A 13,548-nucleotide genomic window follows, 5' to 3' on the forward strand; every position below is an offset into this window, starting at 1 on the left:
GAGGTGGGCCGGCCCGTCGACGCAGGTGATGGCAGGTGAGGGCAGGTGATGACCGTGAACCACCGGGATCGGGACCAGATCGCCGGAGTCATCGCCGAGGAGACGCGCGGCGCCGGTCCGCGCGAGGTGCCCCAGCGGCTGTGTGACGCCGTACTGAAGCTGCTGCCGGTGAGCGGGGCGAGCATGTCGCTGCGCGGTGACGGCATGCCGGTGCCGCTGAGCGCGAGCGGTGAGCGGGCCGCGTTCGTGATGGAGATGCAGGTCAGCCTGGGGGACGGGCCCTCACTGGAGGCGGCGGCGACCGGTGCGGTGGTGTGCGCCGCGGATCTGCTGTCGGGCCGGGACGCCGCCCGCTGGCCGGTGTTCGCCCAGCAGGCGGCGGCCCTCGGGGTGCGGTCGGTGTACGCGCTGCCGCTGGGCACCCGCACGGTGTGCGTGGGCACCCTCGACCTCTGCCGGGACGTGCCGGGCGAGCTTCCCGCCGAGGAGATCCGCACCGCGCGCGTGGTGGCCGAGGTCGTGACCGAGGCGCTGGTGGCGCTGTCGCGGGCCGGACCGCGGGACGTGGACGACCTCGGCGGCTGGCTCAGCCCGCTCGCCACCGACCATGACGACGTGTACCGGGCCGTCGGGATGGTCATGGTCCAGCTCGGCGTCGGCGCGGAGGAGGCGCTGTCGCTGCTGCGCGGCCACGCCTTCGCCCACAGCCTCACGGTGCTGGACCTGTCCCACGAGGTGGTCGCCCTGCGGACGGGCCTGGACGCCGACCCGCCCCGCTGACCCGCACCCCCACCTACGCCCCGGGATGCCGGGCCCCCACCCCGGAGCCCTGCCCCACTCCGAGGCCCTTCCGGCGTCTCTCCGACCTCTCAGACCTGTACCTTCCCCTGCTGCCTGACGTCCGCCAGGCGACGGACGCCGAGCTGTACGGCCGCCTGGGTCGCCGCGTTGGGCGCGTCGCCGAGTCCGCCGTTGGTGAGGGCGAAGGCGTCCTCGCCCGCCCGGACGGCGGCGACGTCCAGGGTGAGGGCGGTCGGGTCGCCGTCGGAGTTCTTCTCGGACGTCGCCCAGATCGTCAGGGTCACGCGCAGGCCCTGCCGGACGTCGCCCACCTCCGGCAGCGCCAGCTCGGAGACCTGCGCGTCCAGCACGGTGTCCCCGGTCGCCCGTGCGGTGAACCGGGCGCACTTCTGGGGCATCGTCTTCAGCCAGGCCAGCCTGGCGTCGATCGCCGCCGGACGGCTGCCGCTGAGCTGGTAGCGCAGCTGGGCGCCGGCGTCCGGGTCGTCGAGTCCGACGACCGCGCGGGCCGGGGCGCCGAGCAGCTCGTCGGCGTAGAGGGCGTCGAGGAGTTTCTGGCACTCGGGGACGGAGGCGGTCGCCTTGAGCATGCCGTCCCGCCAGGTGGCGGCGCCGCGGGTCGGGGTCCAGGGCGCGCCGAGGTCGGTGTCGGTGATGAGGGCGGCGCGCGCCTGCGCCTCGGTGAGGCCGGGGGCGGTGGTCGGCGCGGTGGGCCTGGCCGAGGACCGCTCGACGCTCGGGGTGGCCGGATCGGCGGTCGGCGGATGCTCCAGACCGAGGGTGGCACAGCCGCTGGTGAGGACGGCGACGGTGACGAGGACGAACGTGGAGGCGAGGGGGGTGCGACGGGCCATCGGGGGGTGCCTCCAGGAGTGCGCGCGGGTGCCTCCTCTCACGGCAACACCGGTGCCACGAGCCGACCAGCGCGGCGGGCCGTACGGGTTACCGGCGTTGGTGCGGGCGGGTGGCGGGTGGCGGGTGGCGGGCGGCGGGTCCGGGGAGCGGCGGCCGCGGAAAACGGATCGCGTCCCGCGGGACCGCGTTGCTACGGTCGCCGGTATGAAGCGCGCCCAGCCGTCCCTCACGACGACGCCGGACCCCGTCCCGGCGCGCTGATCCACGGACCGATGTCCGAAGCCCCGGGGCGAGTGCCCCGGGGCTTCGACGTGCCCCGGTCTCTCGCCCCTTCCCGAGCGAGGGAGCCCCCCCATGAACGCCCAGCCGCACCCACGACACGACGACCATGACGGTCCCGCCGACCGCACCAGCGCCGACGGCCCCGACAGCCCCGACGGACACGGCAGCCACAACAGCCCCACCGACCACAACAGCCCCACCGACCACGACGGCCGTGTCGGCGACGGCGGGCAGGGCCATGACCACCGGCGTCTCGGCCGCGAGCTCGGTCTCTTCGACACCGACCCCCTGATGGGCGCCGGCCTGCCGTACTGGCTGCCGGACGGCGCGGTCGTACGCCATGCCCTGGAGGAGTACGTGCGCCGGGCCGAGCGCGCCGCCGGCTACCGGCACGTGTACTCGCCGGTCCTCGGCAAGCGTGAGCTGTACGAGATCTCCGGTCACTGGGCCCACTACTGCGAGGACATGTTCCCGCCGATGGAGCTGGGAGCCGAACAGGTCGTGCTGCGTCCCAGTCTCTGCCCCCACCACGCGCTCATCTACCGCTCCCGCTCCCACAGTTACCGCGAACTTCCGCTGCGGATAGCGGAGTTGGGCGGCATGTACCGTTCAGAGCCGTCCGGTGTGCTCGGCGGGCTGACCCGGGTCCGGGCCATCCAGCTCAACGACGCCCATGTCTTCTGCACCCTGGACCAGGCCGTCGAGGAGGCCGGGGCCGCCCTGGAGCTCATCGGCCGGGCCTACGCGGACCTGGGGATCCGCGCGTCCCGGTACCGGCTCTCCCTGCCGGGCGAGGGCGGTAAGTACGTCGCCGACCCGGAGCTCTGGCGGCGGGCCACCGACCTGCTCCGGGAGGTCCTTCGGCAGGCGGGCGTCGCCTACGAGGCCGTCGAGGGCGAGGCGGCGTTCTACGGTCCGAAGATCGACGTCCAGATCACCGACCGGGCGGGCCGGGAGGCGACCCTGTCCACCGTCCAGATCGACTTCCACCAGCCGGAACGCTTCGATCTGACCTACATCGGCGCCGACGGGGCGAAACACCGGCCGGTGATGGTGCACCGCAGTGTCATCGGCAGTGTGGAACGGGCCGTGGCACACCTCCTCGAGGAACACGGCGGCGCGTTCCCGGTGTGGCTGGCGCCCGTCCAGCTGGTCGTGCTGCCGGTGTCGGAGGCGCAGGAGGAACGGGCGGCGGAGCTGGTGCGGCGGGCGGTGGCGGCCGGTCTCCGGGCGGAGCTCGCCGGGCCGGACCGGGGCAGCCTGGGGGCCCGGATCCGGGCGGCGAGGCTGGTGCCGTACCAGGCGGTGATCGGGGAGCGGGAGGCGCACGGCGACCTGGCCGCCGTCCGGCTGCGCGACGGCCGCCGCCCGGGGGAGCTGCCCGCCGACGAACTGCTCCGCCGGATCGGCCAGCGGGCGGCGGCGCGCGGCACCGGACTGTGGGCGTGAACGCGCCCGCATAGGGTCGGTGGCGACGGCGACCGTGGTGCGGAAGGAGTCCCCGAGGTGACCGAGCAGCCCATTCCCGTGATCATCGACTGCGACACGGGCGTCGACGACGCCCTGGCCCTGCTGTTCGCAGTGCGCCATCCCGGCCTGGACGTGCGGGCGGTGACGTGCGTGGCGGGGAACACGGACGTGGACGGCGTGGTCCGCAACACGCTGACCGTGCTGGAGTACGCGGGCGCCGGTGACATCCCGGTGGCCCGGGGCGCCGCGCGACCGCTGATCGAACCGGTCCGCACGGCGAGCCATGTGCACGGGCAGGACGGCATGGGCGACCTGGGTCTGCCCGCCCCCACCCGCAGGCCGGTCGACGTGGACGCGGTCACGCTGCTGCGCCGGGAGATCCTCGCCTCCCCGCGCCCGGTCACCCTCGTTCCCACCGCCCCGCTGACCAACATCGCCCTGCTGCTGCGCACCCACCCGGAGGTGACGGCCAACATCGAGCGGATCGTGTTCATGGGCGGCGCGGTGACGACCGGGAACGCCACGCCGGTCGCGGAGTTCAACGTGTGGCACGACCCGGAGGCGGCCGCGATCCTGCTCACCGCGGGGGTGCCGATCACCATGTACGGCCTGGACGTCTTCAAGCGGGTCCTGGTACCGGCGGCGGACGTGGCGCGGCTGCGGGCGAGCCCGGAGCCGCGGCTGCGGCTGGCCGGCGAACTGCTCGCCCACCGTGACCCGGCCACCTCCGGCGACCCGACGCCGACCGGTGGTCTCGGCGACGCGGGCGCGGTCTGCGCGGTGGCCGACCCGGCGGGCCTGACCACCGAACTCCTCCCGGTGGAGGTCTCGCTGGGCCCGGGTCCCGCCCGCGGCCAGACGGTCGTCGACCGCCGCCCGCGTCCCGGCGAGTCCGAGATCCACGAGGGCGTCCGTGAACAGACGCTGGTGGACGTGGCGCTGGACGTGGACGTGGAGCGCTACGTGAAGCTGTGGCTGACGGCGCTGGAGAGCTGACCCCCCCGACCGCCCCCCGGCCCCGCCACCCCGACAGCCCCCGGCCCCGGCACCCCGGCCGTACCCCACCGGCTCCTCGCGCACGGAACGCGGGCCCGGGAGCGTTCACCCCCGGGCCCGCGTCACCTCGGCCATGTCACCTCGGCCATGTCACGTCGGCCGTGTCGGCCGTGTCTGTCGGGTCGGCCAGGTCAGCCGCGCAGGGCCTTGCGGCGGCGGGTGGCGACCACGATCGCCGCGCCACCGAGGAGCAGCGCGGCCGCGCCGCCCGCGATCAGCGGGGTGTTGCTGTCCGCACCGGTCTCGGCGAGGTCACCGCCGCCGCCGCCGTTCGGCGTGGGGGCGGGCGCGCCGGTGGACGCGGAGGCGGACGGCGTCGGCGTGCCGGACTCCGACTCCGACGCCGAAGGCGACGGCGACGCGGACGTGCTTCCGGACGGGGACCCGGACGGCTCCGAGGGCTTCGACGGCTCCGACGGCGTCGAGGCGGACGGCGACGGGGCCCCGCCGCCCCCGGCCGGCGGTGACGACGGGGGCTGCTCGGTCACCGTGCAGTCCTTCGTGCCGCCGTTCCAGGCCGCGATCAGCTTGTCCTTGATGACCGGGCGGTCCGGCCCCTTGGGCAGGTCGCCGTGGACGAAGCCGTCCTTCGCGTCGAGCTCGCCGTCGAACTTGACCGCGCCGCGGTAGAGGTCGATCTGGGCGTAGCAGCCCGCGTCGGGCACGGCGATGTCGAGGGAGTCGGTCTGGCCCGGCTTGACCGTGACGCTGTCGAAGTCGATGAAGACCTGCTCGCCGGAGGTGGCGAAGCTGGGGCCGTGGGCCAGGTAGGAGGCGAGGGAGGCGGTGCACGTCGACGCGTCGCCGGCCGCGCGGACCTTGACGTGGATCTTGCCGTCGTCGGTCGGCTTGAGGTTCTGGTCGTCGACCCGGACCGAGTCGTAGAAGTGGGTGCCGTCGAGCGAGAACTGGCAGCGGTCGGCGCCCGTCTCGGTGCCCGCGCCCGTCCCCGGCTGGTACTGGCCGCCGGACTTCCAGCCGTCGCCGCCGGGAGTGCCGGTGCCGGCGAAGGCGCCGGAGGCGGCGGCGAGGGAGGCGGCGCACAGGGTGAGCGAAGCGGCGCCCGTCCCCAGCAGGCGGCGTGCGGTGAGACGTCTCGCTATGGACATGCGAATCCATTCTTGGCGAATGCCAGGACTCATCGGCCGGAGTTGAGCGGCCGGGGCTGATTGGTCAGATCAGAAGAAGAAACACCGGGCCCTCCGGTCACAGGGGCCACAGCGTGCGCCCATCGTCATGCGGATCACGGACCGCTGTCAACCTGCCTCAAACCTCTGGGAGTTCAAGGTTTCATCACACCTCCGCCACGTGCGGAGCCATCCACTCCGAAGGGCCCGCACGTTCACTTTCCGGGCGGAATGGACAGGCTTCCGCTCATGACCGACTTCTCCTCCCACCGCCCCGACTGGTGGCGACAGGCCGTCGTCTACCAGGTCTATCCGCGCAGTTTCGCCGACGCCGACGGCGACGGACTCGGGGACCTGCGGGGTGTCACCGAGCGGCTGCCCCACCTGGCGGGCCTCGGCGTGGACGCCCTCTGGCTCTCCCCCTTCTACCCGTCCGAGCTGGCCGACGGCGGCTACGACGTCGCCGACCACCGGGACGTCGACCCGCGCCTGGGCTCGCTGGACGACTTCGACGCGCTGGCCGCCGAGGCCCACCGCCTCGGTCTGAAGGTGATCGTCGACCTCGTCCCCAACCACACCTCCCACCTGCACCGGTGGTTCCAGGAGGCGCTGGCCGCCGGCCCCGGCTCCCCGGCCCGCGAGCGCTACGTCTTCCGGGACGGGCGCGGCACGGGCGGCGAACTCCCGCCCACCGACTGGCAGTCGGTCTTCGGCGGCAGCGCCTGGCAGCGGGTCCCCGACGGCCAGTGGTACCTGCACCTGTTCGCCCGCGAGCAGCCCGACCTCAACTGGGACCACGAGGAGGTCCACGAGGACTTCCGCACCACCCTGCGCTTCTGGTCCGACCGGGGCGTCGACGGCTTCCGGGTGGACGTGGCGCACGCCCTCGCCAAGGACCTCACCGAACCCCTGCGCGACCTCGGGACCCCGGAACCGGTCGGCGAGGACGCCCTCGCCCACCTGCCCCCGGGCACCCACCCGTTCTACGACCGCGACGAGGTGCACGAGATCTACCGCGACTGGCGCCGCGTCCTCGACTCCTACACCCCGCCGCGCACGGCGGTCGCCGAGGCCTGGGTCCCGGGTGCCCGCCGCGCCCTCTACGCCCGTCCCGAGGAACTGAACCAGGCATTCAACTTCGAGTATCTCCAGGCGGGCTGGGACGCCGAGGAGATCCGTACGGTCGTCTCGGACTCCCTGGCCACCGCGCGGGCCGTCGGAGCCTCGGCCACCTGGGTGCTCTCCAACCACGACGTCCTGCGCCACGCCTCCCGGCTCATGCTGCCGCCGGGCACGGACGACAACGCCTGGCTCCTCTCGGGCGGCCACGCACCGCGCGTCGACGAGGCGGCCGGCCTGCGCCGGGCCCGCGCGGCGACGCTGCTGATGCTGGCGCTGCCGGGATCCTCGTACGTCTACCAGGGCGAGGAGCTGGGCCTGCCCGAGGTCGCCGAACTGCCGGTGGAGGTGCTCCAGGACCCGCTCTGGGAACAGACGGGCCGGGTCCGCAAGGGCAGGGACGGCTGCCGGGTGCCGCTGCCCTGGACGACGACGGGAGCCTCGTACGGCTTCGGCGCGGCCGGTGCCTGGCTGCCGCAGCCGCCGTACTTCGCGCGGTACGCCGTCGAGGCCCAGGACGGGGTGCAGGGCTCCACCCTGGAGCTCTACCGCACGGCCCTGCGCCTGCGCCGCAAGCTGCTCGACGGCGAGGAGCTCGGCTGGCTGCGCGGCGACATCCCGCCGGGCGTGCTCGCCTTCGCCCGCCACGACGGCTGGCGGTGCGTCACCAACCTGTCGGACGCGCCGGTGCCGCTGCCGCCGGGCGAGGTGCTGCTGAGCAGCGCCCCGCTCGACGACGACGGACGGCTGGGCCCGGACACGACGGTCTGGCTGGCCTAGGTCCTGTCCCGGCGGACCCGTGCCGTCACCGACCGGGACCAAGTGGAAGTGAAACATTCCGGTCCGCGCACCACGTCTGTTGAGAGTGAGGCACATGTTCCGTCGTGTGCCCGAATTTCCTCTCTGAGGAGGACAGTTGCGCGGACAGTTGCGCGGAAGACAGCACGGACGACGGCACGGCCGACAGCACGGACGACAGCTCGGAGGACGGCACGGGCCCGGCAAGGCGGTCCTGGCGGCGGCGCTCGCGCTGGTGGCGGGTACGGCCGGCGCGCTCCCGGCCGGAGCCGCCGCGGCGGCGGCCGTGCCGCCCGCCGCCGCGGGGAGCGGTACCGCCGCCCCCGCGACCCACTGGATCACCCTGATCACGGGTGACCGGGTGGGTGTGAGCGCGGCGGGCGAGCCGGTGCGGATCGTGCCCGGCGAGGGCCGCGAGCACCTACCCGTCCGGATCGAGCGGACCGAGGACCGCACCCTGGTCCTCCCGTCCGACGCCGGGCCGCTGCTGGACGCGGGCCAGGTCGACGAGCGGCTGTTCGACATCAAGGAACTCGACGCCGTGGCGTACCGCGAGCGCCACGCGGCGGACACCGGGCTGATCGTCGCCTACCGCGACGCGTCCGCGGGCGCCGCCGCCGCCGAGGCGGGCCGGAGCCTGAGGTCCGCACTGCGCGCGGACGGCGACGCGGCCCTCCGCCGCTCGCTCCCCCGGATCGGCGCCGAGGCGCTCACCGTGCCCGACGCCTCGGCGGGAGACGTCTGGAAGACCCTGACCCGGCCCTCCGGCACGGCCCGCACCGGACAGCGCGCCGCCGCCCCCGGCATACGGTGGATCTCCCTCGACGGCGTGCGCCGGGCGAGCCTGGACAAGAGCACGGCGCAGATCGGTGTGCCCGCCGCCCGGCAGGCCGGTTACGACGGCCACGGGGTGCGGATCGCGGTCCTGGACACCGGCGTCGACGAGACGCACCCCGACCTCGCGGGCCGGCAGGAGGCCGAGCGGAACTTCTCCGGCTCACCGGACGCCAAGGACCGCTTCGGCCACGGCACCCACGTGGCGTCCATCGCGGCCGGTACCGGAGCGAAGTCCGGCGGCACCTACGAGGGGGTCGCACCGGGCGCCCGCATCCTCGACGGCAAGGTGCTCGGCGACGACGGCTACGGCAGCTTCTCCGCGATCATCGCCGGCCTGGAATGGGCTGCCGCCCAGCAGGCGGACATCGTCAACCTGAGTCTGGGCGGGCAGGACCAGCCCGGTATCGATCCGGTGGAAGAGGCCGTCGACCGGGTCACGACCGAGAGCGGCCTCCTCGTCGTGGCCGCCGCGGGCAACACGGGCCCGGACGCGGGCACCGTCTCCTCCCCCGCCAGTGCCGAGAAGGCGCTGGCCGTGGGCGCGGTCGACGCGAACGACACCGTCGCGTCCTTCTCCGGCCGTGGCCCGACCGCCGACAGCCTCGTGGTCAAGCCGGACATCACGGCGCCCGGCGTGGACATCACCGCCGCCGTGGCGCCGGACAGCGTCATAGCCCGCGAGGACGGCGAGCAGCCGCCCGGGTACGCCACGATCTCGGGCACCTCGATGGCCACCCCGCATGTGGCGGGCGCGGCGGCGCTGCTCAAGCAGCAGCATCCCGGCTGGAAGAGCGCGGAGCTCAAGGCCGCGCTCGTGGCCGGCGCCCGGCCGGTCGGCGCGGGCGCGTTCGCCGAGGGCGGCGGTCGCGTCGACGTCGCCGCTGCCCTCGGGCAGACGGTCGTCTCCGAGCCGACCGCGGTGGCGTTCGCCCGGCAGTCCTACCCGCACGCGGACGACGCACCCGTCACCGAGCGGCTCACCTATCGCAACCTCGGCAGCGAGCCGGTCACCCTCGACCTGTCGGCGGCCGGTGTCGGACCCGACGGGAAGCCCGCTCCGGCGGACATGTTCACGCTCGACGCGCAGCGGCTGACCGTGCCCGCGAACGGCACCGCCACCGTCGGCCTGACGGCCGACACCCGGCCCGGAGGCGACCTCGACGGGGTGTACACGGGGACCGTGACGGCCCGCGGGACGGATCAGACCGTCCGGACGACGGCTGCCGTCGAGCGGGAGGTCGAGACGTACGACGTGACGGTGCGGCATCTCGGCACCGACGGCGAGCCGGCCACCGACTACTGGCCCGCCCTGTACGGACTCACGGGCCTCGGTGTCGCGGGCCACGACTACGCGACGGTAAGCCTGACCGGCACCTACACGGCCCGGCTGCCGAAGGGCGTCTACTTCCTCGACGCGACGATCTCCGGCGCGGACGGGACCGACAGCCGGATCACCGCACCGCACTTCGAGGTCACCGAGGACACGACGGTCACGCTGGACGCGCGTACCGCGAAGCCGATCGACATCACCGGCGTCGATCCGGCCGCGGAACGGGTGCACGCCGAGATGTTCACCGAGCTGACCACTCCCGATTTCAACACTTCGACCGGCATGAGCGCGTCCTCCTTCACGTCGCTGCGCAGCGCACAGCTCGGTCCGGACTTCTCCACCGAGGGCACCCTCTACCAGGAGTTCGACGCGCTCGACATCCACGGGACCGAGGAGTACCGCTACTCGTACGGCGGCAAGGTGACCCGGCTGGCCACCGGTTTCGCACGGACGGCGAAGCGGACCGGGATGGCGGAGATCAGCACCGCCGAGGGGGCCACGGTCGCCGGCCGTCAGGGCGTGCTCTTCGCCCGGCCGTTCGTCCCGGACGTCTTCGGTTCCCTCATCAGCCCCGGCGTCATGCGGCCGCTGCCCGTGGCGACGAAGACGTACGTGACGACGGAGGGCAACGACTGGGCCATCGGGCTGGATCAGTTCGACGAGACGGGGAGCTACCCCGAGCTGTCGTACGCCACGGGGATACAGCACTACGAGGCCGGCCGGTCGTACCGCCGGGACCTGGGAGTGGGCGTCTTCGGCCCCGGGCTGGAGGCCGGTGAGGGCGTATCGCGCACCGGCGACTCCCTCACCGGATGCCTCACCCCCTTCCGGGACGGCACCGGCAACTGGAGCTACGCCTACGAGGACACCCTGACCGCCACGCTGTACCGGGACGGCGTCGAGGTGGCCTCCACACCGGATCTCCTGGGCTGCTGGAACGCCGTCACCGTCCCGGCGGAGCCCGGTGACTTCCGGCTCACGGCGACCGCGACCCGCGGCGGTCCCGCCGCCGCGCCCACCGAGGTCTCGGCGGCCTGGACCTTCACCTCCGGCCACACCGCCGCCGAGGAGAAGCTGCCCGTCTCCGTCGTCCGCTTCGCACCGCGGCTGGGCCTCGACTCGACGGCCGAGGCCGGGGCGGTGCTCCGGGTTCCGGTGACGGTGCTCGGCGCCGCCGCCGGAAAGAACCTCGAGTCGCTCACCGTCGAGGTCGGTCACGACGGAAACGACGGAACGACCTGGAAGAAGGTGAAGGTGGTCAAGGGCGGCTTCCTGGTCCGCAATCCCGCGGCCGGGCAGAGCGTCTCGCTGCGCGCCGTCGTGGTCGACCGGCAGGGCAACACCCTGACCCAGACGATCCGCAACGCCTACCGGACCGTGTAGGCGGACGAGAGCGGGCCCGGCCGACAGACACCGGCCGGGCCCCCTCCGTCGCTCTCCGGGCCAGGTCTACTGGCCGTTGCCCACGATGGCGCCGATGTCCACGGGGGTGGCCGTGGCGGTCGGCGGCGGGGTGAGGACGATCAGCGGCTGGCCGGCCGGCGGGACCGGCGGGGTCATGTCCGACTTGGGCAGCTTAGGCGGGGTGGTCTGGTTGAACAGCGTGGTGTCGAAGTCGACCAGGCCGGTCTGCTCCATCACCGTGATGTGGTCCAGGACGGTGTCGTTGGCCTGGTCGGCCAGCGCGCGCACCAGGGTGTTCTTCGTGGTCGAGCGGATCTTCGCCACCGTGTTGAAGATCGAACCGTGCGTCTGGCGCAGGATGTTGGCGAAGTCGATGTCGAACTGCTTGCCCTGGTCGGCCTTCAGGGTGTTGACGAACCCTTCCTGCTGCGGGCTGGCCACGTTCGGGATCGTGATGTTGAGCATCGGCGCGATCTTGCGGCAGGTGGTGTCCAGCGCCGCGTGTCCGTCGATCAGGTGCTGGCTGGCGGTGATGACGCCCTTGCTCTGCCCCTTCTGGAGCCCGATCTGCCCGACCGGGTACTCCCACAGACCGGCCGCGCGCACCGCCACGACGAAGTTGCGGTCGGCTTCCGTCAGGGGGCCCCACTGGGTATTGGCGATGATCCGGTCGGTCGAGGTCGACACGGTGTCAAGTCCGAGCATCGATGGGTAGGCGAGCGCGCTGAGTGTCAGCGTCAGCGCACCGCCGACGAACAGGGTTCCCACCATGTTTCGCGAAATTGGCACCGTGCCTCCTGCCCGGTCGGGGATTCCGCCGATGTGTCGAAGTGCTGGGTCCGTGGGGGCGGACGCACAGGAGTACGGACGCGGGGCCGATCGTACTCACCGTCCCGAGTGAAAAGTTGATGGACGGGGCTCCCGCGCACGAGTAAGTTCCCATAAGGAACCTACTGGCCCTCGGTGAGGCCCGTACGGGACGACGAAGGGACCCCCCGTGCAGCAGATCTGGACCGCCGTCGACGACTACTTCAACGGCCTGCTGGTGGAGGAGGACGATGCCCTCCGGGCGGCGGGCGAGGGCAGCGAGGCGGCGGGTCTGCCACCGCACCAGGTGGCGCCCAACCAGGGCAAGCTGCTGCACCTGATCGCCCGCGTGCGGGGGGCGCGCAGGATTCTGGAGATCGGCACCCTCGGCGGCTACAGCACGCTGTGGCTGGCCCGCGCCCTGCCCGAGGGCGGCCGCCTGGTGACCCTGGAGGCGGACGAGCGGCACGCGCAGGTGGCGGCGGCGAACATCGCGGACGCGGGCCTGGACGGGGTGGTGGACCTGCGGGTCGGCAAGGCCTCGGACACCCTGCCGGTGCTGGCCGCCGAGCTCGGCGCGGAACGCTTCGACCTGGTCTTCATCGACGCGGACAAGCCGTCCAACCCGCTCTACCTGGAGTGGGCCCTGCGGCTGACCCGCCCCGGCAGCGTCATCGTCGGCGACAACGTGGTGCGCGAGGGCGCGGTCACGGACGCCGACAGCACGGATCCCCGCGTCCGGGGGGTCCGCGAGTTCACCGAACTCATCGGGCGGCACCCGAGGTTGACCGCGACGGCGGTGCAGACGGTGGGCGGAAAAGGGTACGACGGTTTCGTACTGGCGCTGGTGACGGACTGAGCCCTGAACCGGGGCGGACAGGGTCGGACCGAGTCGGACGGGCGAGGGGGCGTGGGGATGACGATCGCGCGATTGGCGGGGATCACGTACTACCCGGTGAAGGGCTGCGCGGGCACGGAGCTGTCGGAGGCCGAACTGACGAGCACCGGCCTGCTGCACGACCGCACCTACGCGGTCGCCGACGAGAAGGGCGACCTGCGCTGGCAGTGGGGCGACCCCGGGCTGGCCCTGATCACCCCGGAACTGACGGAGGGTGAGCTGACGCTGCGGGCGCCCGGCCGGGACCCGGTGCGGGCGGACGCCGCGGACGTGCACGACTGGCTCACGGAGGTACTGGGCACCCCGAGCACCCTGGTCCGTCCCCCGGCCGGGAACAACGGCCGGCTGCACCTCGTCTCCCGGGCCAGTCTGGACGCCCTGAACGAGCGGATCGCCGGACGCGGAGCCGTGCCCCTTCCGATGAACCGCTTCCGGCCCAACCTGGTGGTGGACGGCTGGGACACCCCCCACACGGAGGACGGCGCGGCCCGCCTCACCATCGCCGGCACCGAACTGGCCTTCACCGAGGACACGATCCGCTGCGCCATCACGATGGTCGACCAGCGCACCGGCCGCCGCTCGGGCCCGGAACCCCTGCGCACCCTCGCGGACTACCGCCGGGCGCAGGACGGCGGCGTCGCCTTCGGCGCCTACTTCGAGGTGCGGCGAGCGGGGAAGGTGTCGGTGGGCGACGAGGTGGTACTGAGCGCGGGCCCGCACCGCGTGGGGTGACTGCGGGGCCGAGCCCCGCCGGGTGAGTGCGC

General features: G+C 73.4%; 10 protein-coding genes. 7 read left to right on the top strand and 3 right to left on the bottom strand.

What is annotated here, in order from left to right; translation table 11 throughout:
• Positions 1–48 precede the first annotated feature (48 nt).
• Positions 49–780: a GAF and ANTAR domain-containing protein gene (locus AOQ37_RS14800; protein WP_062644951.1), complete on the top strand. Its 732-nt coding sequence runs from the start codon at positions 49–51 to the stop codon at positions 778–780.
• An 89-nt stretch (positions 781–869) separates the two neighbouring features.
• Here AOQ37_RS14800 and AOQ37_RS14805 read toward each other — a convergent pair whose 3' ends face one another.
• On the bottom strand, positions 870–1,655 hold the full coding sequence (locus tag AOQ37_RS14805) for a hypothetical protein (RefSeq protein ID WP_062644952.1): 786 nt from the start codon (positions 1,653–1,655) through the stop codon (positions 870–872).
• Positions 1,656–2,010: 355 nt separating this feature from the next.
• Between AOQ37_RS14805 and thrS the strand changes: the two genes are divergently transcribed.
• The gene (gene thrS, locus AOQ37_RS14810; RefSeq protein WP_267888009.1) at positions 2,011–3,387 is read left to right on the top strand and encodes a threonine--tRNA ligase; all 1,377 of its coding nucleotides are present in this window, start codon (positions 2,011–2,013) and stop codon (positions 3,385–3,387) included.
• Positions 3,388–3,444: 57 nt separating this feature from the next.
• Entirely contained in the window at positions 3,445–4,404 is a 960-nt protein-coding gene (locus AOQ37_RS14815) for a nucleoside hydrolase (protein ID WP_062644953.1), read from the top strand.
• Positions 4,405–4,595: 191 nt separating this feature from the next.
• Here AOQ37_RS14815 and AOQ37_RS14820 read toward each other — a convergent pair whose 3' ends face one another.
• Positions 4,596–5,573 (bottom strand): LAETG motif-containing sortase-dependent surface protein, encoded by a 978-nt coding sequence (locus tag AOQ37_RS14820; protein WP_062644954.1) that lies wholly within the window; start codon positions 5,571–5,573, stop codon positions 4,596–4,598.
• A gap of 267 nt (positions 5,574–5,840) precedes the next feature.
• Here AOQ37_RS14820 and AOQ37_RS14825 point away from each other — a divergent pair, with 267 nt between their 5' ends.
• Both AOQ37_RS14825 and AOQ37_RS14830 read left to right on the top strand, forming a co-directional pair.
• Entirely contained in the window at positions 5,841–7,490 is a 1,650-nt protein-coding gene (locus AOQ37_RS14825) for a glycoside hydrolase family 13 protein (RefSeq protein WP_199825009.1), read from the top strand.
• 136 nt (positions 7,491–7,626) lie between these two features.
• A complete protein-coding gene (locus AOQ37_RS14830; protein WP_159401341.1) occupies positions 7,627–11,058 on the top strand; it encodes a S8 family peptidase in 3,432 nt (1,143 codons plus the stop codon).
• A gap of 66 nt (positions 11,059–11,124) precedes the next feature.
• On the opposite strand, the gene AOQ37_RS14835 is transcribed toward AOQ37_RS14830, so the two are convergent.
• Entirely contained in the window at positions 11,125–11,850 is a 726-nt protein-coding gene (locus AOQ37_RS14835) for a DUF4142 domain-containing protein (RefSeq protein ID WP_062644957.1), read from the bottom strand.
• Between the two features lie 226 nt (positions 11,851–12,076).
• Here AOQ37_RS14835 and AOQ37_RS14840 point away from each other — a divergent pair, with 226 nt between their 5' ends.
• Together AOQ37_RS14840 and AOQ37_RS14845 are read left to right on the top strand one after the other, a co-directional pair.
• The gene (locus AOQ37_RS14840; RefSeq protein ID WP_062644958.1) at positions 12,077–12,745 is read left to right on the top strand and encodes an O-methyltransferase; all 669 of its coding nucleotides are present in this window, start codon (positions 12,077–12,079) and stop codon (positions 12,743–12,745) included.
• A 57-nt stretch (positions 12,746–12,802) separates the two neighbouring features.
• Positions 12,803–13,516: an MOSC domain-containing protein gene (locus AOQ37_RS14845; protein WP_199825010.1), complete on the top strand. Its 714-nt coding sequence runs from the start codon at positions 12,803–12,805 to the stop codon at positions 13,514–13,516.
• Positions 13,517–13,548 lie beyond the last annotated feature (32 nt).

The sequence above is a fragment of the Streptomyces maremycinicus genome, assembly GCF_001184025.1.
Lineage (GTDB): Bacteria > Actinomycetota > Actinomycetes > Streptomycetales > Streptomycetaceae > Streptomyces > Streptomyces maremycinicus.

Coding starts and splice junctions, on each gene's coding strand:
- AOQ37_RS14845 (WP_199825010.1), top strand. CDS start 12,803: ATGACGATCGCGCGATTGGCGGGGATCACGTACTACCCGGTGAAGGGC.
- AOQ37_RS14805 (WP_062644952.1), bottom strand. CDS start 1,655: ATGGCCCGTCGCACCCCCCTCGCCTCCACGTTCGTCCTCGTCACCGTC.
- AOQ37_RS14835 (WP_062644957.1), bottom strand. CDS start 11,850: ATGGTGGGAACCCTGTTCGTCGGCGGTGCGCTGACGCTGACACTCAGC.
- AOQ37_RS14820 (WP_062644954.1), bottom strand. CDS start 5,573: ATGTCCATAGCGAGACGTCTCACCGCACGCCGCCTGCTGGGGACGGGC.
- AOQ37_RS14800 (WP_062644951.1), top strand. CDS start 49: ATGACCGTGAACCACCGGGATCGGGACCAGATCGCCGGAGTCATCGCC.
- thrS (WP_267888009.1), top strand. CDS start 2,011: ATGAACGCCCAGCCGCACCCACGACACGACGACCATGACGGTCCCGCC.
- AOQ37_RS14825 (WP_199825009.1), top strand. CDS start 5,841: ATGACCGACTTCTCCTCCCACCGCCCCGACTGGTGGCGACAGGCCGTC.